The following is a 24,721-nucleotide window of genomic DNA, read 5'->3' on the forward strand; positions in this document are numbered from 1 at the left end:
CGGATACTCGATGTTCCTGATTTTCCTGCGCTCGCTCGTGTTCAACGTGCTGTTCTATGCCGTGCTGGTCTGCCTCGCGATCGTGGCGCTGCCGACCTTCGCACTGCCGCCCCGCGCCATGCTGACGATCGCGGAATGGTGGGCCAAGGCGACGCTGGTCCTGATGCGCGTGGTCTGCAACATCAAGGTGGAATTCCGCGGTGTCGAGCACATCCCGGAAGGACCGCTGGTGATCGTGGCCAAGCACCAGTCGTTCTGGGAGACGTTCGTGCTGCCCGGATTCTTCAATCGTCCGATCTTCATCCTCAAGCGCCAGCTGATGCAGATCCCGGTATTCGGTCAGTTCCTGGTCAAGACCGGGATGATCGCGATCGACCGCAAGGCCGGCGTGAAGGCGCTGCTCGACATGACGCGGCGGGCGCGCGAGGCGGTGCGCAGCGGCAAGCAACTCGTCATCTTTCCGGAAGGCACGCGCCGCGCTCCGGGCGCACCGGCCGACTACAAGACCGGCTTTGCGCAGATCTATTCGTCCTGCGGCGTGGCGTGTCTGCCGATCGCGCTCAATTCCGGCCTGTTCTGGCCGCGCCGCACCTTCATGCGTTATCCCGGCACGCTGGTGGTCGAGTTTCTCGAGCCGCTGCCGCCGGGCCTGCCGAAGGACGAGTTTCTCTCCCGGGTGCAAGGCGCGATCGAGGATGCGACTGGCCGCCTCGTCGAAGCAGGCCGGAAGGAGCAGGAGCAATTGATCGGCTCGGCGCCCGGCTACGCGCCGACCGGTGGTTAGCGATTTTCGCGGCCTTCGGCGGGCGGCGGCGCGTGCAGGGAATGCCCATCACCATGCAGCATGGTCGCAAGCTGATGCAGCTGCGTGTCGCGAAAGCCTTCGGCCTCGATCGCCTTCACCGTCGCGGTGACGTAGTCGCGGTTGGCGCCGGACTGGCCGTGGCCCTGGACGACATGGCGGTGCTGCTCGGCGAGCGAAAGCCGGCCGGCATATTGCACATGACCGCGGTCGACGACATAGGCGAGCGCGGAGACGCGCGCCCGCGCATCGTTCTCCAGCCAGACCGAGCGCATCACCTCGCGATAGACCGACGTGACCTGTTCACGCGCCCGAAGGTAAGCGACGACGTCTACGCGATTCCGCTCGGCGACGCGGAAGGCGATGCCGCGGCAGGCGCCGCCGCGGTCGAGCCCAAGCACCAGGCCCGGCTTTTCCGGCGTGCCGCGATGCACGAAGGAATAGACGCAGAGCGCACGATGCTCGCCGACCAGCCGCGCCGGGACGCGCTCCTCGAACTCGAAGCCCGGCCGCCACATCAGCGAACCGTAGCCGAACACCCAGAGGTCGCCCTTGGCGGTGGTGACGGAGGGAAGGGTAATTTCCGACATTTCGGGCACGGCTACCAGAACCGCGCCTCCAAGCGAAGTGAATTCTCCGCCTATCGCCACGGTGCGGCCTCGCTTACATTTGCCAAAATCCGGGGTCAAAGGGTCGCCGCATGTCCAATATGAACGTTGCCGCAGGCCGTCGCTCCCGCTGGGGCCTTTTCATCGCACCCGTCTTCGTCCTGGTCCTCGCCGTCGCGTGGAGCTGCTTCTGGTTCTATGCGGCCTCGCAGGCCGAAGTGGCGGCGGACGCTTGGCGGGCGCAGGAGGCCAAGTCCGGCCGCATCTATGATTGCACCAAGCGCTCGATCGCCGGCTTCCCGTTCCGCTTCGAGGTCCAGTGCTCGGGCGCCAGCGTCGCCCTGGTGTCGCAGAATGCGAGCAAGACGCCGTTCACGGCAAAGCTCGACAACATCCTGGTCGTTGCGCAGGTGTACGATCCCAAGCTCGTCATCGCCGAATTCTCCTCGCCCGCGACGCTGACCGACGGCGTCACGCAAAACACCTTCGTGGTGAACTGGAGCAAGGGCCGCAGCAGCGTGGTCGGCCTGCCGGCCGTGCCGGACCGCGCCTCCATCGTGTTCGACGATCCCACCCTCAACAGGCTCGACGGCAGCATGCAGGTGCCGCTGGCGCGGGCCAAGCAGATCGAGCTGCACGGCCGTCTCGCGGACGGCTCGCCGGCCGATCATCCCGTGATCGAAACCGTTGCCCACGTCGCGCAAGGCAGCATCCAGGGCGTCCACCCCTTGCTCGCAGAGCCGTTCGAGGCCGACACGCGGGCCAAGATCACCGGCCTGTCCGATCTCACGCCAAAGCCCTGGCCGCAGCGCTTCCGCGAGATCCAGGCGGCCGGCGGCCATATCGAGATCGTGCAGTCGCGGATCCAGCAGGGCGAGATGATCGCGGTTGCGGCCGGCACGCTCGGCCTCTCCGCCAATGGCCGCCTCGATGGTGAATTGCAGATGACGGTGACGGGCCTCGAGCGCGTGATCCCGGCGCTCGGCATCGAGAAGATGCTGGAGGAGGGCGTGCCGCAGGCAACGCTCGATCGCGTCGCGCCCGGCGTGAAGTCGCAGGACCTCAACAATCTGTTCGGCGCGCTCGACCGCGCCGTTCCCGGCCTCGGCAAGGTCATCAAGCAAAACGCCAATGCGGGCCTTGCCGCCGGCATCAATTCGATCGGCGCCGAGAGCACGCTGGAAGGCAAGAAGGCGAGGAGCTTCCCGTTGAAGTTCGTCGACGGCGCCGTGCTGCTCGGCCCGGTCAAGGTCGGGCAGATTCCGCCGCTGTATTAGGCGCCGCCTGTAGCCCGGATGCAGCGAAGCGAAATCCGGGATTTGGGCCGCGACTGACACTGTCCCGGATTGCGCTTCGCTGCATCCGGGCTGCGAACTCACCACGATTTGTCGTCACGATTGCTTCGCCGGATCGTGATGGTACGCGCGGGAATGCGGGGCCGGCAACGCCGCTCTCTCTCCATGTCGGCCGCACGATGATGCGGGCCGCCCAGGCAGGAGAGACTACCATGACCAAGTCCAAGCTGTTCGTTGCCGCCGTCGCCATCTCGGCCGCGTCCGTGACACCGGCGCTCGCGCAGTGGCAGTGGCAAATGCAGGAGCCGGCTGCCTACGCCTCGATGTATCCGAATGGCGATCGCAGCCTCGCGAGCCCCGCGACGCGGGACACGATGGCGTTAGTTCCCTCACCGAAATCACCGCGTCCCACGGTGATGCGCGCGACCAAGGGCAAATAGCCGCCGTCCATCGCTTGCCCGTCGCGAAAGCGGGCCCGGCCATGCCCCGGCCGGGCCCAATGCGCACAATCCGGGACAAGAGCGACGCGATCGACCAGGCCGCGCAGATATTCCGAACGAGATCGTCAGGAAAACGTGATGCAGAAGATGCGCTTCGCCGCGAATAACCGCAGCCGGCTTTCAATCACTCCTCGTCAGGGAAGCATGCAGCTGCCGGAGACGGCACGCGGAAACCAACAGGCTTCCCAAGAGGAGGGAGGTTCAAGTGCGGATCATCACGTGCGGACTGATGCTGGGCATCGTCGCTGCCTGTTCGGGCGCGGCGCGTGCCGACGACAATGTCGCAACCGAAATCCAGTCGTTGAAAGCCAAGCTGAAGGAGCTGCAGCAGCGGGTGGACCAGGAGGCGCGCAAGACGCGCCAGGTTGAAGCGCAGGCGAAGGCGGCTCCGATGCCGGCGACATACAAGGCGCTGCCCGTCGATCCCTGTGCGGCCGGCAAGGTCTGCTACAAGGGCATCACGCTGACATTCGGCGGCTGGGTCGATCTCACCGGCATCTACCGCTCGCGCAATCTCGCCTCCGACACCGGCTCGGTCTACAACTTCATCCCCTATCAGCAGAGTCGCAACTTCAACATTCCGGAAACGCGCTTCTCCGCGCGCCAGAGCCGGTTCTCGGTGCTGGCCGAGGGCAACGCCGGCGCGGACACGCATCTTGCCGGCTATGGCGAGATCGACTTCGAGGGCGCGGCGCAGACGGCGAGCTCGGTGGCGACCAACTCGTTCAACCCGCGCATGCGTCAGCTCAGCCTCGAGGTCGATCGCAGCGATCTCGGGCTTCACTTTCTCGCCGGACAATCATGGTCGCTGAACGCGCCGAGCAAGTCGGGCATCGACCCGCGCGGCGTCGATGCGCCCGGCGTGATCGACTTCGAATCCGTTCCGGGATTCCTGGCGGCGCGCCAACCGGGCTTGCGCGTTTGGCAGGACTTCGGACCGGAGTTCAAGCTGGCAGCATCTGTCGAGAACGCCCAGACCGCATTCTTCGGCGGCAACGTGCCGGCCGTCGGCACGCCCGCAGTGGGCCCGCAAGGCGTGCTCAATCCGAACCTTCAGGTCAATCTGACCGGACCGGGCGGCAGCTTCTTCAACAACCTCAACAATGTCAGTCTGAACCAGGTGCCTGATGTGACGGTGAAGGCGGCCTGGGATCCGCGGCTCGGCCCCTACAAGCTGCATGTCGAGGCCTGGGCGCTCTATCGCCAGCTGTTCGACCGCTTCAACGATGCCAATCACACCTATGACACAGGGAGTTTTGGCGGCCACATCTATGCCGAGCTGATTCCGAAAACGCTCGATCTGCAGCTCTACGGCTCGCACGGCGTGCTCGGCCGCTTCACGGCGACGCCATTCCCCGACGCGGCGGTGGCACAGGACGGCACTCTGCTGCCCCTCACCATCACGGCGGCCGCCGTCGGCCTGATCTGGCATGCGACGCCGAGCCTCGATGTCTACAGCTACGCGGGTCTGGAGAAGGCCAAGGCGAACTTCGCCAACGTCGGTACGGTGCCGTTCGGCTACGGCAATCCGCTCTACAACAACACCGGCTGCGGCATCGAGAGCTCGCCGGCCGCGACCTGCAACGGCAACACCAGGGAGGTTCGTCAGATCACGGCCGGGATCTACGACACCATTTACCAGGGCAATTACGGCACGCTCAAAGCCGGGGTGCAGTATTCCCATACGCAGCGGTTCGCGTTTGCCGGAGTCGGCGGTGCGCCGAGGACGGACGACAACGTCGTCATGACGCAGATCCGCTATTATCCGTTCTGACGCGGGCGGCCGTCAGCGCTACGGCTTGTTGCCGAGCTGGCCATGCTGGCGGCCGAAATCGGCGGCCGCCGAGTCCTGGCCGATCTCGACGATGCCGCGGCGGATGGCGCGGGTGCGGGTGAAGTGGTCGAACAGCGCCTCGCCGTCGCCGCGGCGGATCGCGCGGGTCAGCTTGGCGAGATCCTCGGTGAAGGTGCCGAGCATCTCCAGCACCGCCTCCTTGTTGGCGAGGAAGACGTCGCGCCACATCGTCGGATCGGACGCCGCGATGCGGGTGAAATCGCGGAAACCGCCGGCGGAGAACTTGATGACTTCCGATTCCGTCACCTGCGCCAGTTCGTCGGCGGTGCCGACGATGGTGTAGGCGATCAGATGCGGCAGATGGCTGGTGATCGCGAGCACGAGATCATGATGATCCGGCGTCATCACTTCGACCTTGGCGCCCATCGCCGCCCAGAAGGCGCGCAAGCGATCGGTCGCCGCGGCGTCGACGCCTTCCGGCGGAGTGAGGATGCACCAGCGATTGATAAAGAGCTCGGCAAAGCCGGAATCCGGCCCCGAATGCTCGGTGCCCGCGACGGGGTGCGCCGGCACGAAATGGACGGTCTTCGGCAGATGCGGCGCCATGTCCCTGACGATCGCGCCCTTCACCGAGCCGACGTCGGAGACAACGGCGCCGGGCTTCAGATGCGGCGCGATCTCCTGCGCCACCGGCCCGCAGGCGCCGACGGGAATGCAGAGGATGACGAGATCGGCATCCTTCACCGCTTCCGCATTGGTCGCCACGACCTGGTCGACGATACCGAGCTCCATCACCCGCGCCCGGGTCTTCTCCGAGCGCGCGGTGGTGACGATCTCGCCGGCCAGCCCCTGGAGCTTCGCAGCGCGCGCGATCGAGCCGCCGATCAGCCCGAAGCCGATCAGCGCGAAGCGCTGAAAGTGCGCCTGCGCACTCATTTGCCGGCCATGAAGTCGCGCAAGCCATCGACGACGAGGCGGTTGGCCTCCTCGGTGCCGATGGTCATGCGCAGCGAATGCGGCAGGCCGTAATTCTTCAGCGCGCGCAGCACGAGGCCGCGCTTGGTGAGGAAGGCATCGGCGTCGTCGGCGGTCTTGCCCTTGTCAGTCGGGAAGTGGATCAGCACGAAATTGGCGACGCTCGGCGTCACCCTCAGCCCGAGCCTGCCGATCTCCTCGGTGAGCCAGTTGCGCCAGGTCTCGGTGAACTGCTTCGACATCGCCTGGTGCGCTGTGTCCTCGATCGCGGCAACGGCCGCGTACATCGCCGGCGTCGATACGTTGAAGGGACCGCGAATGCGGTTGACCGCGTCGATGATGTGCTCGGGGCCGAACATCCAGCCGATGCGCAGCGCGGCAAGGCCGTGGATCTTGGAGAAGGTGTGCGTCACCACCGTGTTCTCGGTGGTGGCGACCAGCTCGATTCCCATTTCATAGTCGTTACGGGAAACGTAGTCGCTATAGGCGGCGTCGAGCACCAACAGCACGTGCGAGGGCAGGCCGGCGCGCAGGCGCTTGACCTCGTCGAACGGCACATAGGTCCCGGTCGGGTTGTTGGGGTTGGCGAGCCAGACCAGCTTGGTCTTCGGCGTCACCGCCTTGAGGATGGCATCGACGTTGCAGGTGAGGTTGGTCTCCTGCGCGACGACGTTCTTGGCGCCGACCGCCATGGTCGCGATCGGATAGACTAGGAAGCCGTGGGTGGTGGAGATCGCCTCGTCGCCGTGGCTGAGATAGGTGTGGGCGAGCAGGTTGAGGATCTCGTCCGAGCCCGCGCCGCAGATGATGCGGTTGGGATCGAGCCCGAAGGAGCGGCCGATCGCCTCGCGCAGCACGCGCGAGGTCCCTTCCGGATAGTCTTCCAGGTGGTCCGCCACGTGCTTGAACGCCTCGATCGCCTTGGGCGAGGGCCCGAACGGCGTCTCGTTGGCCGAGAGCTTGAACACCTTGCGGCCCGGCTCCGCCACCGGACTCTTGCCGGGCGTGTAAGGCGCAATATCGAGAATGCCGGGATTCGGCACGGGGCGGGACATCTTCAACTCCGAAAGTGGCTCTAAGCGGTACGCGATTTACGATTTTGGCCCGGTCGGGGGCACCGTATAGCGCGTTGCGTGGCTGCCGACGAGGGCCGTGGAGCGTACCGAGGCCCCCGCCTCGATCAGGGCAGCCCTGATTTTATCGATGCTGGTCGCGCTCGTGACCGAGACCAGCAATGCAGCGCCGTCAAAGGCGGTGTCCGGTACCGCCACGATCTCCGCGAGCGGCGACAGGGCGCGGGCGACCTCGGCGTTCCACCCGGAGACGCGTACGCTGAAGGTCTCGACTTCGGTCACCAGGGCGCTGTCGGCGACGCGCGAGATCGCGAACACCGGCAGGGCGGCCGGATGGTCGGCACGCTCGATGAAGGGCATCCGCGCGATGATCTTCGGCGCGCCCTCCGCTTCCAGCTCCAGCCACCACGGCGTGCGGCTGGAGGTGGCCGAGACCATTGCCAGATCGCCCTTGGATTTCGCCACCGCCTCGACCGCGGCCTGTGCGCTGAAATGCGCGACGTAGGGCACGGTGAAGCCGAAATGGAAGCGCACGGAATCGCGCATCGCCGCCTCGCTGGCCGAGATGTCGGCATGCACGGAGAACGGCGCCTGCACGTAAGTGAAGGTCGAGATGATGACGCGCCAGATGCTCTCGACCGTGTCGAGCGGCAGGATGCCGCGATGACGCTGCACGAGCTCGCGCATCATCGAGGCTTCGCGCGCCGGGCGGAACGCGGAGCCGACCTCCTGGGTCTGCTTCACCTGGATCAGGCGGTCGATGATGTCGCCGCGCTGCATCAACAGGCGATGCATGCCCTCGTCGATCGCGTCGATCTCCTTGCGCAGTTCCTGCAGCGATGGTGGCGCGGGCGGACGTTGGGACATGTCGGGCTGTCGATTGTTCCGATGGGGGATGTCCTGATTAGGCAGTCGGGGCGGTGAAAGCAAAGAGAAATGACGTCCCTCTCGGTCGCCGCGGCGGAGGCGAATTGGGCCGATCCGGGCCGTGACTTGACGAAAACCGCCCAAGACGGTAGTTTTTCTCCGTTCCGTGGTCATTTGAGCCGGCCGGCTTGCAGCCACGTTAAAAAACTCGCTAAACAGGCCGGGGACGCTTCCGATCCCGGCCGAACCTATCGTTCAGGCCGGGTTTTTCATGGCCTGATGCAAGTGGCGATCACGCGTTTGATCGCAAACGAGGTCGATGGTCATGGATGGCGTCAAGTCGATACCGAGTCCTGCGATCAGCGCCGACGAGCGGTCGCATGAGGTGGATCATCCGAGCTCGCAGGTCGCGCATTTCGGCGCCGAGCAGCCGCTGCGGCTGGATTGCGGCGTGGATCTCACTCCGTTCCAGATCGCCTATCAGACCTATGGCGAGCTCAACGCCGATCGCTCCAACGCGGTCCTGATCTGTCATGCGCTGACCGGCGATCAGCATGTCGCCAATGTGCATCCCGTCACCGGCAAGCCCGGCTGGTGGGAAACCCTGGTCGGCCCCGGCCGCCCCATTGATCCCAAGAACTACTTCATCATCTGCTCCAACGTGATCGGCGGCTGCATGGGCTCGACGGGGCCGGCGTCGATCAATCCCGCCACCGGCAAGGTCTGGGGCCTGGAATTCCCTGTCATCACCATCCCCGACATGGTGCGCGCGCAGGCCATGCTGATCGACCGGCTCGGCATCGACACGCTGTTTGCGGTCGTCGGCGGCTCGATGGGCGGCATGCAGGTGCTGCAATGGACCGCGGCCTATCCGTCCCGCGTGTTCTCCGCGCTGGCGATTGCCTGCGCGACGCGGCACTCGGCGCAGAACATCGCCTTCCACGAGCTCGGCCGCCAGGCCGTGATGGCCGATCCGGATTGGCACGGCGGCGGCTATGCCGATCAGGGCATCCATCCGCATCGCGGGCTCGCGGTGGCGCGGATGGCGGCGCACATCACCTATCTCTCGGACGCGGCGCTGCATCGCAAGTTCGGCCGCCGCATGCAGGACCGCGAGCTGCCGACCTTCTCGTTCGACGCCGATTTCCAGGTCGAGTCCTATCTGCGCTATCAGGGCTCCTCCTTCGTCGAGCGCTTCGACGCCAACGCCTATCTCTATCTGACGCGCGCGATGGACTATTTCGACATCGCCGCCGACCATGGCGGCGTGCTCGCGAAGGCGTTCGCGGACATCAAGACGCGCTTCTGCGTGGTCTCCTTCACCAGCGACTGGCTGTTTCCGACCTCGGAATCGCGCGCGCTGGTGCATGCGCTGAATGCGTCGAGCGCACGGGTGTCGTTCGCCGAGATCGAGACCGATCGCGGCCACGACGCCTTCCTGCTCGACGTTCCCGAATTCTTCGATATCTCCCGCGCCTTCCTGCAATCGGCAGGCAAGGCGCGTGGACTGAAGGATGGCTAGCATGTCTGTGCAGGAAGTATTGCCGCTGGGCGGCCTTGCGACCGGATCGTCCGGTCAGTTTCGCGCCGACCATCTGCTGGTCGCCGACATGGTCAAGCCGGGTTCGAAGGTGCTCGACGTCGGCTGCGGCGAGGGCGATTTGCTTCAGCTGCTGGAGACCCGAGGCATCGACGGCCGCGGCATCGAGCTGTCGCGCGAGGGCGTCAACCGCTGCGTCGCCAAGGGCCTTGCGGTGGTGCAGGGCGACGCCGACACCGACCTCGTCAATTATCCCGACGACGCCTTCGACTACGTGATCCTGTCGCAGACGCTGCAGGCGACGCGGCAGCCGCGGGTGGTGCTGGAAAACCTGCTGCGCATCGGCCGCCGCGCCATCGTCTCGTTCCCGAATTTCGGCTTCTGGAAGATGCGGCTGCAGCTGCTGATCGGCGGCCACATGCCGCGCACCGAGAATCTGCCGGCGACCTGGTACGACACCGCCAACATCCACTTCTGCACCATCAAGGATTTCGTGCAGCTCTGCGACGAGATCAACGTCAAGATGGAGCGCGCGGTCGCGCTCGACCTCTACGGCCGCCCGGTGCCGCTGAACCTGCCCTGGTGGGTGTGGAACATGTTCGGCGAGCAGGGCGTGTTTCTGCTGAGCCGCGGCGGGGGGAAATGACGCCGCAGGCGTCATTCCGGGGCGCTCGAAGAGCGAACCCGGAATCTCGAGATTCCGGGTCTGCTCCTTCGGACCATCCCGGAATGACGAGCTAACCGACAGCCAGCGACCTGGGATCCCGCACCGGCCAGCGCCCCGCTTCCACCAGTGTGACGAAGCGCTCCACGCTCTCGTTGAACAGGGCGGGCTCCTCGAGATTGAGCACGTGGCCGGACTTCGGAAACATCGCGAGCCCGGCGGCGGGCAGGTGCTTCTTCAGGAACAGGCTCGGCGCGACGCAGGGATCGTCCTCGTCACCGCAGATGATCAGTGCCGGCGTCGTCACCTTCCTGATCGCGTCGGACATCGTGTAGATCGAAGGCCTGCCGCCCTGGAAGCCGCGCATCGTGTTGGCCGAGCCCCTGGCGTCGTGCCGCGCCAGCGCGGCGTAGAAATCCGCATGACCGCGCGGATCCTTCACCAGGAAGGGAATCCGGCTCGGCGCCTCGCGCGTGATCTTCGCGACTTCGGCCGAGCCCAGCGTCGCGAATTGTTCGGCATTGGCTCGGCACTGCTTGCGCCAATTGTCGAGGGTCTCGAGCTCCGAACCAGAGCCGACGCCGGCGAGCGTCATCGACAGCGCGCGCTGCTGCGCGTTCAATCCGATCTGCAGCGCCGAATAGGCGCCCATCGACAGGCCCACGAGATGCGCGCGCTCGATCCCGAGATGATCGAGCACGGCCAGCGCGTCGGTGTAGAAATGTTCGTAGCTGTAGACCTCGCCGTCAGGCACATCCGAGGGCGTGTAGCCGCGCGCCGAATAGGTGATGCAGCGGTGGCCACGCGAGAAGTAGCGCATCTGCGGCTCCCAATTGGAGTAGTCGGCCGCGAACTCGTGCAGAAAAATAATCGGCGTTCCCTGACCCGCTTCTTCGAAATAGATGCGGACGTCGTCCCTGGTCGTGGCGTGGGGCATTAACCGTTTCCCTCTCTTCAAGCCGCCTTTGCAGGATTGCAGTTAATGCTGTTGTCCGCAATGCGGCAGCATTGGACCAGTGTCGGCACAAAATCATCACAGCCATTCGCGGGCGGCCCGCGTCTTTTTCTCGCCACATCCGGCGGCTTAACGGCCAGACGGATGTCGGTCCTTGCACGGGCCGGCGGGAAGTGGGGTGTCAAGAAGGATGAAGAATGGTTGAGTTGTTTGCGTCTCGCCTGTCGCGTTGTGTTGTCGCGCTGGCGATTTTCTCCGCGGCGATTGCCGCATTCGTTTCTCCGGCCTCAGCGCGGCCGCATCATCGTCATAGCGCAGAGCGGCACGCTTCCGTGCACCATGCCAGGCATCATCATGTCCGCCATCATGCCCGCAGCTCGCGCTTCGAGCGCAGCGCGGCGCAGTTGCAGGCGAGCGTGTTTGCCGACACGCAGGCCAGCTACGATCCGAACACCAACAGCGGCGTAGCGAAGACCAGGGTTAACGTCGCGACGGCCGGTAGCGAAACGACCGCGAACGGCGGCTTCGGCGGCGGATCGGGCCTCGTGTCCGAGGCGCGCCGCTACATCGGCGGCAATCCGACCGGGCGCGGCAGCCTGTGGTGCGCGCGCTTCATGAACATGGTGCTGCAGCAAACCGGCCATCAGGGTACGGGATCGGACATGGCGAACTCGTTCGCGCATTACGGCACGCGTGTTTCGGGTCCGCAGGTCGGCGCCATCGCGGTGATGTCGCGCGGCCGCCGCGGCGGCCACGTCGGCATCATCACCGGCATCGACGCGCAGGGCAATCCGATCATGATCTCCGGCAACAACGGCAACCGCGTCCGCGAGGCGCCGGTCTCGCGCGGCCGGATCTATGCCTATGTGATGCCGAATTGAGGAAGGTGCCGTAGGGTGGATTAGCGAAGCGTAATCCACCAACTTCATTCGGCGATCGACGAAGCATGGTGGATTACGCTGAGCGACTGCACTTCGCGCAGCTGCTCAGCTAATCCACCCTACGGCAGCGGTGCCAGCTCACAGCAGCTTCGGCTGTTCCACCGCAACCGAATCGCCGATACCGATCTCGCCGTCGGCGATGACTTCGCCATAGATGCCGCAGTCCATGTGGCCGAGATGACGCGAGAGCGTCGGCGGGATCTCGAGATCGCGCTTGGCCGTCACCGGGTCCACATTGGTGGCGGGGCAGCGGACGATGCGCTTGACCACCTTCAGCCGGGCCTGCCCGATCGCGAGCGTCTGGCCGACGAGGTCGAGCTCCGACCAGGCCGGCCAGCCTGTCACGTAGAGATTGGCGCGGAAGCGCAAGGGGTGCACGGCAGTGCCGCCCAGCATGGTCTCGATGGCGCGGACGCTGTTCAGGTTGATGATGGAGACCACCTTGCGGGCGACGTCGGAGAAGCTGTGGTCGCGGCCGGACAGCAGCTTCGGCGGCCCCTTCAGCTCGGGCTGAAAATTCTCGGTGAAATAGCGCTCGATGGCGGCCCGCCCGGCCGCGGTCTCGAGGTCCCCGCTGGCGACGGTCTCGCCGCCCCTGCGGATGGTCAGGACATTGCTGGCATCGTCGAAGCGGCTGTCGAGCTCGGCCAGCCGCTCATTGCGTGCGAGCATCAGGAACTGGATTTTCGGCTTCCACTCGGGCTGCTCGGGATCGAAGCCACTCGGGCCGTTCTCGATGGCGTAGCGGCGGTCGGCGGGCAGGGTCTGGCCCGTCCGCAAGGGGACGCGGCGCAGGGGCTCAGGGGTCAGGCCCTTAACGGGGTAGCGATAGAGGCCAGTAATCTCGGCGGTCTGGCTGGCTGGCTTTGCGGCAGGGGTCATGGCGTTACTTAAGGGATTCGCCCGCCGCCCGCCAAGCCGTCGGATCGGCGCACGAAATTGTGAAGGCGCCTCTTTCGTATCCGCAAACTGCTTCCCACATCTGCCTCAGGCCGGCGGCAACGTCGGTCAATGACGACCGTTACCGGTTGAGAAACGTCAATGCGGTAATCGGAAACCCAATGAAGATGCCGTTTGGGGTGCCTTAGAGGGCCCCGAGGGCAGGCCGAGGGACAGAAAAGATGAATATCGACAAATACACCGAACGCTCCAGGGGCTTCATCCAGTCCGCGCAGTCGCTTGCGATGCGCGAGGGGCACCAGCAGTTTTCCACCCTGCACGTGTTGAAGGTTCTCCTTGACGACAATGAAGGGCTGGCTTCCGGCCTGATCGACCGCGCCGGCGGCAATTCCCGCGCAATTCTGAAGGCGACCGAGGAAGCTCTCGGCAAGGTGCCGAAGGTCAGTGGCGGCGGCGCCGGCCAGATCTATCTGGCGCCCGAGCTTGCCCGCACCTTCGACGCGGCTGAGAAGGCCGGCGAGAAGGCCGGCGATAGTTTTGTCACCGTCGAGCGGCTGCTGCTCGGACTCACGCTGGAGAAGACCAGCGAGGCCGGCACGATCCTGAACAAGGGTGGGGTCACCCCGCAGAACCTCAATGCGGCGATCGAGGCGCTGCGCAAGGGCCGCACGGCCGACAGCGCGACGGCCGAGAACGCCTATGACGCGCTGAAGAAATATGCCCGCGACCTGACCCAGGCCGCGCGTGACGGCAAGCTCGACCCGGTCATCGGCCGCGACGAGGAGATTCGCCGCACGATCCAGGTGCTGTCGCGCCGGACCAAGAACAATCCCGTCCTGATCGGCGAGCCCGGCGTCGGCAAGACCGCCATCGCCGAAGGCCTCGCGCTGCGCATCGTCAATGGCGACGTGCCCGAAAGCCTGAAGGACAAGAAGCTGCTGTCGCTCGACCTCGGTGCGCTGATTGCGGGTGCAAAGTATCGCGGCGAGTTCGAGGAGCGGCTGAAGGCCGTGCTTCAGGAAGTGACCGGGAGCGAGGGCACCTTCATCCTGTTCATCGACGAGATGCACACCCTGATCGGCGCCGGCAAGGGCGACGGTGCGATGGACGCCTCCAACCTGCTCAAGCCGGCGCTCGCCCGCGGCGAGCTGCACTGCATCGGCGCGACCACGCTCGACGAATATCAGAAGCACGTCGAGAAGGACGCCGCGCTGGCGCGGCGCTTCCAGCCGATCTTCGTCAGCGAGCCCTCTGTCGAGGACACCATCTCGATCCTGCGCGGCCTGAAGGACAAGTACGAGCAGCACCATGGCGTGCGGATCACCGATTCCGCGCTGGTGGCGGCGACGACCCTGTCGAACCGCTACATCACCGACCGCTTCCTGCCGGACAAGGCGATCGACCTCATGGACGAGGCCGCGGCGCGGCTGAAGATGCAGGTCGACTCCAAGCCGGAAGAGCTGGACTCGCTCGACCGTGAGATCATCCGGCTCAAGATCGAGCAGGAGGCTCTGAAGAAGGAGAGCGATCCCGGCTCCAAGTCCCGGCTCCAGACCCTGGAAAAGGACCTTGCCGAGCTCGAGGAGAAGTCGGCGGCGCTGACGGCGCGCTGGAGCGCGGAGAAGAACAAGCTCTCCGATGCCCAGAAGCTGAAGGCCGAGCTCGACGGCTTGCGGGTCGAACTGGCCAATGCGCAGCGGCGCGGCGAATTCCAGAAGGCGGGCGAGCTGGCCTATGGCCGGATCCCGCAGCTCGAGAAGCAGCTTGCCGATATCGAGGCCAAGGACGACTCGAAGCAGAACTCCGGCGAGATGGTGGAGGAGGCGGTCACCGCCAACCACATCGCGCAGGTGGTCTCGCGCTGGACCGGCGTGCCCGTCGACAAGATGCTGGAAGGCGAGAAGGAAAAGCTCCTGAAGATGGAGGAGCAGCTCGGCACCCGCGTCGTCGGCCAGGCCGAGGCCGTGCGTGCGGTTGCGACCGCCGTGCGCCGCTCGCGCGCGGGCCTGCAGGACCCGCACCGTCCCACCGGCTCGTTCATGTTCTTGGGGCCGACCGGCGTCGGCAAGACCGAGCTGACGAAAGCTTTGGCGGAGTACCTGTTCAACGACGAGACCGCGATGGTTCGCCTCGACATGTCCGAGTACATGGAGAAGCACTCGGTCTCGCGCCTGATCGGCGCGCCTCCGGGCTATGTCGGCTATGACGAGGGCGGTGCGCTCACCGAGGCGGTGCGGCGCCGGCCTTATCAGGTCGTGCTGTTCGACGAGATCGAGAAGGCGCATCCCGACGTCTTCAACGTCCTGTTGCAGGTGCTCGACGACGGCCGCTTGACCGACGGCCAGGGCCGCACGGTCGACTTCCGCAACACGCTGATCATCATGACCTCGAACCTCGGTTCGGAGTATCTGGTGAACCAGCCGGAGGGCGAGGACACCTCGGCCGTGCGCGAGCAGGTGATGGGGATGGTGCGCGGGCACTTCCGCCCCGAATTCCTCAACCGGGTCGACGAGATCATCCTGTTCCACCGCCTGCAGCGCAGCGAGATGGGCCGGATCGTCGAGATCCAGTTCTCGCGGCTGCAGAAGCTGCTGACGGACCGCAAGATCGTGCTGACACTCGATGCCGCCGGCCGCGACTGGCTCGCTGCCAAGGGTTGGGACCCCGCCTACGGCGCAAGGCCGCTGAAGCGCGTGATCCAGCGTCACGTCCAGGACCCGCTCGCCGAGATGATCCTCGCCGGCGACGTCAGGGACGGCGACAGCGTCGCGATCTCGTCCGAAGGCAACGTGCTGACCTTCAACGGCAAGGCGCCGCAGACCGCCGAGATCACCCAGTTCGAGGCGCCGGCGGCGAAGCGCAAGCTGAACTGAACGCGGCCGTTCGAGGCCTGAAACGATGATCGCCCCGGAGAGGCCAACCTCTCCGGGGCGATTTTTTGTGGGGCCGTTGGCGAGTTGAGTGCAGATGCCGGAGCCCCGTTCTCGGGCGTGCGCAAGCGCTTTGGTGCAGCCTCCCCGACATATGCACGCTATCTACAATTTTGGTGCGCTGCACGCAAAAGGAGTGTTGTGCAAATGAAACACGGCAAGCGCTTTATCGCTCTGGCTGTGCGATTCTTCTTGAACAACTCGTCACATCGCCGCCACAATCCTTAACGGGGAGTTTAAGGGGGCGTGAGATGCGTAGCGTGGGGGCGTTGCGTCGTGTAGGGCAGGCGATTGCCGGCGTGTTCTTGCCTGGATTGCTAGTCGCCGGATGTAACACGGCAGACGGCCCTTCTCGTCTCTATCGGGTTCAAGACGAGACCCAGATCATACGAGATAGTCTCGCTCAGTTGAGCTTAGCCAAATATGCACAATCGGATGAACCCTTGCGCGTAAAGTATCGCAACGACTGGCTCGCTGCGCGCATGTATGCGATCGACATCCAATACACCGAGTACGAGGCTGAGCTCACAAAGGAGCGACAGGCCGTGGGATTTGGGGCGGCGGCGACCACACTCGGTCTGACTACCGCGTCCACGTTGATTGCGCCGGTCGCCACAAAAAATATTCTAACCGGACTGGCGGGGGTGGCTACTGGTACTCGCGCCGCCTATGACAATGATGTGCTATTTGCCCATAGCGTCCAATGGATTCAGACGCAAATGCGAACGCAGCGATCGGTTGTTGCGCAGCGAATGTTTCTAGGAATGAAGGCCTCAACTGCCGATTATCCTTTGGCCATGGCTCTCAACGATTTGGAAGAATACTATCGCGCTGGCACATTCACTGGTGGCCTGTTGGGTACGTCGGCAACTTTGGGAGCACAGGCTGAACTCGCTGAATTGTTGAAGCAGGATAGAATCGAGTTCACGTATGTGTCGACGTCGACTGGGCGAGCACTGCGTTCGTGTTTGTTGCATCCGCCAACTGGGGTAACAGTAGCAGTGCAGAAGTCGCGGTTGCTCGCTCTGATGCCTCAACCCAGTAGTGCAGGTTTCGCGGTGTTGCTCGGTGGTAAAGCGCCGGCGGCCGCTGAAGATCTTATGCAAAAAGCAAGAATCGCTGGTTATTGCGCTTAGGAGGACGATATGACGAAGCAGCTACTGGCTAAGAACATACCGGCCGACGAAATCGACGACGTCGAGGAGGCCTTCAAAGCTCTTGGAGCGACCGAGTTGAAAAAGGATAAGCAGCCAAACGGGACGTACAATCTCGAAGGAACGTTCCCCGACTAGCGCCGGCGACGGAGCTACAATCTGCGACAGATCCTGTCGCCTGCCTTTTGCGGCGGGTGATCAGGACGGGCGCTCCTTTCTTCCATCAATCTCGACTACATCGCTGCGTGAACGGTGCGTCGGGGCGATGATCTTGTTGTTGGCATGCTTTATCGCGGTTACGATCGTTGGGTCGCTACTTCTTCACCACCTTGTAGATCGCGTTCTCCACGTCCGATGAGAAGTAGATCACGCCGCTCGCTCCGATCCCGACGCCGGTCGGAATGTTGGTCGGCAGGCCGCCGGGGGCGCCCGCGAGGCCGATCGGGAGGTTGGCCGCGATCTCCGTGACCGTGCCGCTCTCCGGCGCGATCGCGATCAGCCGCTTGGCGCCGACTTCCGCCACGATCAGCAGGCCGTCACTGCCGCGTGCGATGCCCTCCGGCATTTTCAGCTCCTTGGCGACCACGGTCTTCTCGCCGTTGCTGTCGATCCGGGACACGGTGCCCGCAAAAGCCTCGGTGACGTAGACTTCGTCGGCCTTGCCACGGACCAGCCCGACCGGGCCCTCGAGGCCGCCAATCAGCGTGGTGCGGTCCTTGCCGTGCTCGCCGCTCACCTTGACCAGCGACTTGGTGCCGAGCTCGGCCACCAAGACGCTGCCGTCGGCGAGCACGATCGCATCATGCGGCGCCTTGAAGCCGTGCAGCATGTCGCGCGTCGCGCCGGTCTTGCCGTCGATCACCTGCACCGTGCCGGTGAACCAGCTCGACAGCACGACGTCATTGCCCCGCGCGGTCGCGCTCATGGGATATTCGAGCGTCGTGCCGTCGGCGTGCATGCGCGCCTTCTCGGTGACCTCGCCGGTCGCGCCGTCCACCGTGCGATAGGCGAACACGTCGGCGACGTGGATCGTATCCTTGCCGTTCTCCGAGGTGACGCCGATGCCGCCCGGCAGCGCGAGCTTGCCGATGATGACCTGCCTGGCCTGGCCGGTCGCCGGATCGACCTCCTGGATGCCGTTGTCGGCCATGTTGGAGACGTAGATGCGGTCCTTGTCGTCGATGGCAAGGTTATCCAGTGAGGGCTTCAATTGCGCGACCATGGTCTTGCCGCCCGTCTTGACATCGACGCGGACGAGCTGGCCGAGCGCGGTGTCGACCACGAAGAGATTGCCTTTGGAATCGAAGTTCACCGCAGCCGGGACCTTGAAGCCGTCGGCGACGACGGTGAGCTCGGCCTTGTCGACGTCGACCCTTGCGACCTGGCCCTTGAACCAGAGCGGACCGTAGAGCTTGTCGTCGGGACCGAACTCGAAGCCGTTGAGGCCGCCCATCTTCTCCATGATCTGGCGCGGCGGCTTCACGCCCTCGACGTCGATCTCATAGAGCGTGTCGCCGAGGAAGACGGTGGTGGCGTAGAGCCGGCCGTCCTTGCGGAAAGCGAGCGAGTTGATTCCGGGAAGGCCGCTCGCCAGCTTCTTGATCGGGCCGTCGCCCTTGCGCGCGTAGAGATCGCCGGTGAGGAATCCGGTCCAGGCCATGGTGCCGTCTGGCGCGAACGCGATGTCGTCGGCCATGCCCACGGGAGAGGGGATTGCAACCTTGGCGGTACCGCCCGAGACGTCGACCTCGTAGAGCGCCGCGCCGGCAACACTGCCGGCGAACAGATGGCCGGCCTTGTCGATGCCAAGCCCGTGCACGCCATGGAAGGCCGAGCCGGGAACGAGCTTCGTCACCTCCCAGCTGTCGGCAAATGCGCTCGTGGTGGCGAAAAGCGCAGCGACGAAGGCTGCGCAGGCGAGCCTGTTGTTCATGGCGAGACCTCCCGTTTTTTGGAAAGTATTCGCCCCTTGCGCCGCTTTGGCAAACGAAACTTCACGTTGTGATGCTGGCAAGCAGCCTCACGCGAACAACGATGATTTCGGATCGTGTTTGACGATGTCCGGCCGGTCTCGGCCGGTTGCTATCAGCGGTTGCTGACCTGCAACGGGCCGCCGGTCGCGTCCGACATGCGGGCGATGGCGCCGCCGCGGCCGCTCATCATGCCCTCGAGCCGGTCGCGCTCCTTCTCGAAGCTTGCGAGCATCGGGCCTTCAAGCGAACGGCCGCGCGGCAGCTTCACGCGCATCGGATCGACGAAGCGGCCGTTGACCAGGATCTCGTAGTGGACGTGGGGGCCGGTCGACTGGCCGGTCGAGCCGACGAAGCCGATCACCTGGCCCTGACGCACCTTCTTGCCCGCCTCCATGCCTTTGGCAAAGGCCGACATGTGGCCGTAGGCGGTCTCGTAGCCGTTGGAATGCTTGATGCGGATGTACTTGCCGTAGCCCCCTTCGGGGCCGACCTTCTCGATCATGCCGTTGCCGGAGGCGAAGATCGGCGTGCCGTAGGCGGTGGCCCAGTCGACGCCGGTGTGCATCTTCACATAGCCGAGGATCGGATGGCGGCGGCCGCCGAAGCCCGAGCGCATGATGGCGTTGTTGACGGGCTTCCTGACCAGGAACTTCTTCGCGCTCTTGCCGGTCTCGTCATAGTAGTCGACGACGCCGTCGTCGGGGCTCTGGTAACGGTAGTATTTCTTGGTCTCGCCGCCGACCGTGAGGGAGGCGAACAGCACGTCGTTCTTTTCGCTCGACGTCACGCCCTCGTCTTCGCCGGCATAGAACACATCGAAGGAATCGCCCGGCTGCACCTTGCGCTGGAAATCGACGTCGTAGGAGTAGATCTTGATCATGTCCTCGATGACCGGCATCGGCACCTTGTTGCGCATCGCGGTCTCGTAGATGCTCTGGTACAGCCGCACGCCGGAGCCGTCATCGTCGTCATCGTCGTCGCTGCTCGCGTTGGCCGCAGCGTCGGCGACGGTGTTCATGCTGGAGACGTCGACCGCGACGTATTTGCCGAGATCGGACAGCGCCGCGATCGCCTCGACCATGGTCTCGTTGGCGACGACGACGCGGTAGGGCTGGAGGCGGGCGCCGGGATTTGCGGGCGCCATCAGGATGCGGAGCTTCTCGCCTTCCTTCAGGCCGCCGTCGCGGCCGCGGGGCCCGAGCGTCGCGGTGATCGCCTTGATCTCGTCGGCGTTCGCGCCGAGATCGCGCAGCACCGAAGCGACGCTGTCGCCCTTCTTGACCAGATGGATCCGTTCGCCGTTGGGATTGCCGCCGGTGATCTGCTCCTTGGTCTTGGGCAGCAGCGTCACGTTTTCCGGCACCACGCGCGTCTCGAAGCCGGCATAGGGATCGGAGGGCGAGGCCTCGGGAGCGTAGGCGGTTCTGATGTCGGAGGGGCCGGTCGCGCCGGAAATGTCGGCGGCGGCATTGGCGAGCGAGGCGTAGCGCACCCCGCCATTGCCGCGCCAATTGGCGGCATCGCGCACCCGCATCAGGATGTCGTCGAGCGCCACCACGGCGGAGATCTTGGCCTTCGGCAGCACCGACGAGAGGTCCTTGGTGACGAAGGAGACTTCCGCGTCGGGCTCGACCGCTTCCGGATTGTTCGGGTCTTCCGCCGCCGTCTTCGGGTCGGAGCCGACATCGGTGAGCAGGCGCTGGGCGTTGAACGGCGGAATCTTCGCCGACAGATCGCTCGTGGTCATCGACAGATTGCCGGCGATCCGCACGAAGGGACGCACCCGCATCACGTCGCGGTTGCCGACGCGGGCGACGGTGGAGACGCGCACGATGTTGCGGGAGGCCGTGGATTCGCTCGGCGGCGGCAGGCGGTCGCTCTTGTGCAGCGTGGCGGCGCGATCGGCGGCGCCGAATGCCCCGCGCAGCGCACCCTCGACCCGCTCCGGCACCTTGGCGAAGGTCATTTCGCCGTCGAGCGATGCGAAAACGGCGCCGCCGATCAGGGCTGCGCCGCAGAGTCCGGTCAAAATTGTCCCGCTGAACCACTGCACCGAAACGCGGCGGCGGTCGATCACGGCGGCCTCGGAACCGTCGACGGACAGCGGCGGCTCGTGGCCGAGATCGATGATCCCGGTCTCACGCCCGTAAGCGCCGCGTGACGTCCTGTGGTTCACTCAAGTCCCCCAATCAACGACCCAAGAAGCCCGGTCCAAACCTCGTCCTCGTCGCCCTCTTGAAGGGGCATCGCCGGAAAAAGGCAAGCCGCACAGGCGTCCGCGCTCAGGAGGTCCCCGACGGGGACCGGCCGAAATTACGAACAGCTGGACGGAAAAAGCTCTCTCGATGTCTCTCGAATGTCCGGGGAAGGCCGCGTCATCTGCAAGATCGCCTTCCTCTGACCCCATGAAAACCGCCGGCAGCCCCCACTGGCTTCCCCGCGATTCAAGCTTGTCTCTTATCAGAACGCCGCGGGATTGTGGCTCAAGTACGGCGCCTGTCATGGAAAAAGTTTCCTGAACCGGCGGCCGCAAGACGGCCCCGTCTGACTACGGGGGCAGCCCGGCCCCGAACGGGAGTGGGTGCTCCCTCAAGCGTAGGGCGCGGCTCGCTGGAGATGGCCAGGCCGGGGAAGGGGCCTGCCCGCCCGGGCCGGCTGGGGCGTCTGGAAGGACGCCGGGGAGGGGGTCCAGGAGGGGGCCTGGAGAGCCCTCCGGAGGGCGCGGGTGCGCAAACTTTTTTTCAGATTTTTTACCGCGTGAGCCCGGCTGCCGCATTCTGCGGGCCGCTAATCGATTGGAATCGCTTGAATTTTTTCGGCGATCCACTGTGCGACGATTTGTTGACGATTGGCGTTGACAGCCCGGAAGGTGGGGCCTATAACCCCAACCACTGAGCGCGGCGCCGCCGGGTCACTGACCAAGGCGAGCGAACGCGCCACTGATGCTCCTCACCTTGTTGAGTGACACAACAGCCGACACAAGTCGGTTGGAGTTCATCCATCGTCGGTAAGGGTGTCGGAACCCTTCCTCTCGGGAAGGTTGGGACCTCTCCGGTCCCGGGCTGTTTGACAAGTGAAGATGAAGAAAGAGAAACGTGGACGGCGGAGTCCTTGCGGGTCTCGCTTCTGAAGAGCTTCGGCTTTTTGGATCGGGACCGGACGAAAGACTTCGGCGGTACACGTTTTAAAGGAAACACCATCGTTGCCCGCGATGTGAATCGCAGGCAGCACATCGACTTCGGTCGATAATGGTGGGACCTCGTCAAACGTTGTGATCAGCCGGTTCAAAGTTCAAGTCCAACTTGAGAGTTTGATCCTGGCTCAGAGCGAACGCTGGCGGCAGGCTTAACACATGCAAGTCGAGCGGGCGTAGCAATACGTCAGCGGCAGACGGGTGAGTAACGCGTGGGAACGTACCTTTTGGTTCGGAACAACACAGGGAAACTTGTGCTAATACCGGATAAGCCCTTACGGGGAAAGATTTATCGCCGAAAGATCGGCCCGCGTCTGATTAGCTAGTTGGTAGGGTAATGGCCTACCAAGGCGACGATCAGTAGCTGGTCTGAGAGGATGATCAGCCACATTGGGACTGAGACACGGCCCAAACTCCTACGGGAGGCAGCAGTGGGGAATATTGGACAATGGGGGCAACCCTGATCCAGCCATGCCGCGTGAGTGATGAAGGCCCTAGGGTTGTAAAGCTCTTTTGTGCGGGAAGATAATGACGGTACCGCAAGAATAAGCCCCGGCTAACTTCGTGCCAGCAGCCGCGGTAATACGAAGGGGGCTAGCGTTGCTCGGAATCACTGGGCGTAAAGGGTGCGTAGGCGGGTCTTTAAGTCAGGGGTGAAATCCTGGAGCTCAACTCCAGAACTGCCTTTGATACTGAAGATCTTGAGTTCGGGAGAGGTGAGTGGAACTGCGAGTGTAGAGGTGAAATTCGTAGATATTCGCAAGAACACCAGTGGCGAAGGCGGCTCACTGGCCCGATACTGACGCTGAGGCACGAAAGCGTGGGGAGCAAACAGGATTAGATACCCTGGTAGTCCACGCCGTAAACGATGAATGCCAGCCGTTAGTGGGTTTACTCACTAGTGGCGCAGCTAACGCTTTAAGCATTCCGCCTGGGGAGTACGGTCGCAAGATTAAAACTCAAAGGAATTGACGGGGGCCCGCACAAGCGGTGGAGCATGTGGTTTAATTCGACGCAACGCGCAGAACCTTACCAGCCCTTGACATGTCCAGGACCGGTCGCAGAGATGTGACCCTCTCTTCGGAGCCTGGAGCACAGGTGCTGCATGGCTGTCGTCAGCTCGTGTCGTGAGATGTTGGGTTAAGTCCCGCAACGAGCGCAACCCCCGTCCTTAGTTGCTACCATTTAGTTGAGCACTCTAAGGAGACTGCCGGTGATAAGCCGCGAGGAAGGTGGGGATGACGTCAAGTCCTCATGGCCCTTACGGGCTGGGCTACACACGTGCTACAATGGCGGTGACAATGGGATGCTAAGGGGCGACCCTTCGCAAATCTCAAAAAGCCGTCTCAGTTCGGATTGGGCTCTGCAACTCGAGCCCATGAAGTTGGAATCGCTAGTAATCGTGGATCAGCACGCCACGGTGAATACGTTCCCGGGCCTTGTACACACCGCCCGTCACACCATGGGAGTTGGTTTTACCTGAAGACGGTGCGCTAACCCGCAAGGGAGGCAGCCGGCCACGGTAGGGTCAGCGACTGGGGTGAAGTCGTAACAAGGTAGCCGTAGGGGAACCTGCGGCTGGATCACCTCCTTTCTAAGGATGGCTCTTCAGAAGCTTGCTTCTATCGAGCTGTTTTAGAAACATCAGTGGCCAACAGATCGCCAGATCGTTGAGCTGCATTGGCGGGATTTCGCCGTCTTCGTTTCTCTTTCTTCGCGGACGAACACGCGCTGGGGCTGCAAGCATGCAGAATCCCTGGTCCTTAACAGGATAAGCGTTAGGGGCTTGTAGCTCAGTTGGTTAGAGCGCGCGCTTGATAAGCGTGAGGTCGGAAGTTCAAGTCTTCCCAGGCCCACCACTTTCATCGAGTGAGCATTCGTCTTCTGGTTACGGGGCCATAGCTCAGCTGGGAGAGCGCGTGCTTTGCAAGCATGAGGTCGTCGGTTCGATCCCGTCTGGCTCCACCAGATGGTTTGATCACCGAGATCTTGTACCGTCGTCCGCGAAACATCACTTCGCATCCTGCTAGTCTGGATAGACAGCAAGATGCGTGTTTTCTGACATCGTAAAGAGGAGATCGATCCGAGTTGGGTCGTGCAGCAGGTTGTTGCGCGGATCCTTCATTATCTCCGGATCATTTTCGGCGCTCGACGCTGACCGCAAGGTTGGCTGAGAGTTGTAAAATGATCCTTTTAGCGAAGCTTGACCGCCTCGCTATCGGAACGATCTTACGAAGCAAGCTGGTCTTTCTAGTCAATGTCCGGCTGTACGTAGCATTCATCGAGGGTGCGCGCCTTAGAGACTTCGGTTTCTTGGCAATCGTGCAGACAACATTCTGCCGAGTGTGTGGACATTGATAATGAGAGCAATCAAGTGCCTTAAGGGTGTTCGGTGGATGCCTTGGCGCTGAGAGGCGATGAAGGACGTGCTACGCTGCGATAAGCCGTGGGGAGCTGCGAAGAAGCTTTGATCCGCGGATTTCCGAATGGGGAAACCCACCTTCGATAGCCGGAACTCCAAGACCTTGTGTCTTGGTGTTCGACCAGAAATGATCG

18 protein-coding genes, 2 tRNA genes, 2 rRNA genes and 1 riboswitch (1 of these 23 running past the window's edge) are annotated in these 24,721 nt (G+C 63.8%); of the genes, 14 read left to right on the plus strand and 8 right to left on the minus strand.

Translation table 11 applies throughout. The features are described from left to right. The first annotated feature begins 10 nt into the window (after positions 1–10). The gene (locus CO669_RS00845; RefSeq protein WP_097657319.1) at positions 11–784 is read left to right on the plus strand and encodes a lysophospholipid acyltransferase family protein; all 774 of its coding nucleotides are present in this window, start codon (positions 11–13) and stop codon (positions 782–784) included. On the opposite strand, the gene CO669_RS00850 is transcribed toward CO669_RS00845, so the two are convergent. After that, positions 781–1,392 carry a gamma-glutamylcyclotransferase gene (locus tag CO669_RS00850; RefSeq protein ID WP_198963746.1) on the minus strand — a complete coding sequence of 204 codons (612 nt, stop codon included), beginning with the start codon at positions 1,390–1,392 and terminating at the stop codon, positions 781–783. The genes CO669_RS00845 and CO669_RS00850 overlap by 4 nt on opposite strands. Positions 1,393–1,502: 110 nt before the next feature. Between CO669_RS00850 and CO669_RS00855 the strand changes: the two genes are divergently transcribed. From CO669_RS00855 to CO669_RS00865, 3 genes are all read left to right on the plus strand, one after another. After that, complete coding sequence (locus tag CO669_RS00855) at positions 1,503–2,687, plus strand: DUF2125 domain-containing protein (protein ID WP_097657321.1); 1,185 nt, start codon at positions 1,503–1,505, stop codon at positions 2,685–2,687. 230 nt (positions 2,688–2,917) lie between these two features. Continuing rightward, positions 2,918–3,145 (plus strand): hypothetical protein, encoded by a 228-nt coding sequence (locus CO669_RS00860; protein WP_097657322.1) that lies wholly within the window; start codon positions 2,918–2,920, stop codon positions 3,143–3,145. A gap of 265 nt (positions 3,146–3,410) precedes the next feature. After that, complete coding sequence (locus CO669_RS00865; protein WP_198963747.1) at positions 3,411–4,979, plus strand: hypothetical protein; 1,569 nt, start codon at positions 3,411–3,413, stop codon at positions 4,977–4,979. A gap of 18 nt (positions 4,980–4,997) precedes the next feature. On the opposite strand, the gene CO669_RS00870 is transcribed toward CO669_RS00865, so the two are convergent. The 3 genes from CO669_RS00870 to CO669_RS00880 are packed head-to-tail and all read right to left on the minus strand — an operon-like array spanning position 4,998 to position 7,915. Beyond that, complete coding sequence (locus CO669_RS00870) at positions 4,998–5,936, minus strand: prephenate/arogenate dehydrogenase family protein (RefSeq protein WP_097657324.1); 939 nt, start codon at positions 5,934–5,936, stop codon at positions 4,998–5,000. Then, positions 5,933–7,030, minus strand: a complete 1,098-nt coding sequence (gene hisC, locus CO669_RS00875; RefSeq protein ID WP_097657818.1) for a histidinol-phosphate transaminase — start codon at positions 7,028–7,030, stop codon at positions 5,933–5,935. The genes CO669_RS00870 and hisC overlap by 4 nt, the downstream gene beginning before the upstream one ends. A gap of 36 nt (positions 7,031–7,066) precedes the next feature. Continuing rightward, entirely contained in the window at positions 7,067–7,915 is an 849-nt protein-coding gene (locus CO669_RS00880) for a chorismate mutase (RefSeq protein ID WP_097657325.1), read from the minus strand. A gap of 156 nt (positions 7,916–8,071) precedes the next feature. After that, positions 8,072–8,151, plus strand: a riboswitch (SAM riboswitch). An 89-nt stretch (positions 8,152–8,240) separates the two neighbouring features. Between CO669_RS00880 and metX the strand changes: the two genes are divergently transcribed. Then, positions 8,241–9,437 (plus strand): homoserine O-acetyltransferase MetX, encoded by a 1,197-nt coding sequence (gene metX, locus CO669_RS00885; RefSeq protein WP_097657827.1) that lies wholly within the window; start codon positions 8,241–8,243, stop codon positions 9,435–9,437. A 1-nt stretch (position 9,438) separates the two neighbouring features. Next, on the plus strand, positions 9,439–10,101 hold the full coding sequence (gene metW, locus CO669_RS00890; RefSeq protein WP_198963748.1) for a methionine biosynthesis protein MetW: 663 nt from the start codon (positions 9,439–9,441) through the stop codon (positions 10,099–10,101). A gap of 91 nt (positions 10,102–10,192) precedes the next feature. Here the strand turns inward: metW and CO669_RS00895 are convergent, their stop codons facing one another. Beyond that, on the minus strand, positions 10,193–11,056 hold the full coding sequence (locus CO669_RS00895; protein WP_097657327.1) for an alpha/beta fold hydrolase: 864 nt from the start codon (positions 11,054–11,056) through the stop codon (positions 10,193–10,195). A 215-nt stretch (positions 11,057–11,271) separates the two neighbouring features. Between CO669_RS00895 and CO669_RS00900 the strand changes: the two genes are divergently transcribed. Then, positions 11,272–11,955, plus strand: coding sequence for an NlpC/P60 family protein (locus tag CO669_RS00900; RefSeq protein ID WP_097657328.1), 684 nt, complete (start codon positions 11,272–11,274; stop codon positions 11,953–11,955). A gap of 138 nt (positions 11,956–12,093) precedes the next feature. Here the strand turns inward: CO669_RS00900 and CO669_RS00905 are convergent, their stop codons facing one another. Continuing rightward, entirely contained in the window at positions 12,094–12,897 is an 804-nt protein-coding gene (locus tag CO669_RS00905) for an MOSC domain-containing protein (RefSeq protein WP_097657329.1), read from the minus strand. A 239-nt stretch (positions 12,898–13,136) separates the two neighbouring features. Between CO669_RS00905 and clpB the strand changes: the two genes are divergently transcribed. The 3 genes from clpB (at position 13,137) to CO669_RS35565 (ending at position 17,137) form a co-directional block, all read left to right on the plus strand. Beyond that, on the plus strand, positions 13,137–15,788 hold the full coding sequence (gene clpB / locus CO669_RS00910; RefSeq protein WP_097657330.1) for an ATP-dependent chaperone ClpB: 2,652 nt from the start codon (positions 13,137–13,139) through the stop codon (positions 15,786–15,788). Positions 15,789–16,096: 308 nt separating this feature from the next. Beyond that, a complete protein-coding gene (locus CO669_RS00915) occupies positions 16,097–16,981 on the plus strand; it encodes a hypothetical protein (RefSeq protein ID WP_097657331.1) in 885 nt (294 codons plus the stop codon). Positions 16,982–16,990: 9 nt separating this feature from the next. Continuing rightward, on the plus strand, positions 16,991–17,137 hold the full coding sequence (locus CO669_RS35565; protein ID WP_158228729.1) for a hypothetical protein: 147 nt from the start codon (positions 16,991–16,993) through the stop codon (positions 17,135–17,137). Between the two features lie 175 nt (positions 17,138–17,312). Here CO669_RS35565 and CO669_RS00920 read toward each other — a convergent pair whose 3' ends face one another. Further along, positions 17,313–18,932 (minus strand): SMP-30/gluconolactonase/LRE family protein, encoded by a 1,620-nt coding sequence (locus CO669_RS00920; RefSeq protein WP_097657332.1) that lies wholly within the window; start codon positions 18,930–18,932, stop codon positions 17,313–17,315. A gap of 152 nt (positions 18,933–19,084) precedes the next feature. After that, on the minus strand, positions 19,085–21,148 hold the full coding sequence (locus tag CO669_RS00925; protein WP_097657333.1) for a M23 family metallopeptidase: 2,064 nt from the start codon (positions 21,146–21,148) through the stop codon (positions 19,085–19,087). A 1,122-nt stretch (positions 21,149–22,270) separates the two neighbouring features. Here CO669_RS00925 and CO669_RS00930 point away from each other — a divergent pair. The 4 genes from CO669_RS00930 to CO669_RS00945 form a co-directional block, all read left to right on the plus strand. Further along, positions 22,271–23,759 (plus strand): 16S ribosomal RNA (locus tag CO669_RS00930). Positions 23,760–23,947: 188 nt separating this feature from the next. Further along, a tRNA-Ile gene (locus CO669_RS00935) sits at positions 23,948–24,024 on the plus strand. Between the two features lie 33 nt (positions 24,025–24,057). Next, positions 24,058–24,133 (plus strand) — tRNA-Ala (locus tag CO669_RS00940). Positions 24,134–24,533: 400 nt separating this feature from the next. Continuing rightward, positions 24,534–24,721 (plus strand): 23S ribosomal RNA (locus CO669_RS00945) (it continues 2,658 nt past the right edge of the window). Together the 16S and 23S rRNA genes with 2 tRNA genes alongside form the textbook arrangement of a ribosomal RNA operon.

The organism is Bradyrhizobium sp. Y36 (assembly GCF_002531575.1).
Taxonomy (GTDB): domain Bacteria; phylum Pseudomonadota; class Alphaproteobacteria; order Rhizobiales; family Xanthobacteraceae; genus Bradyrhizobium.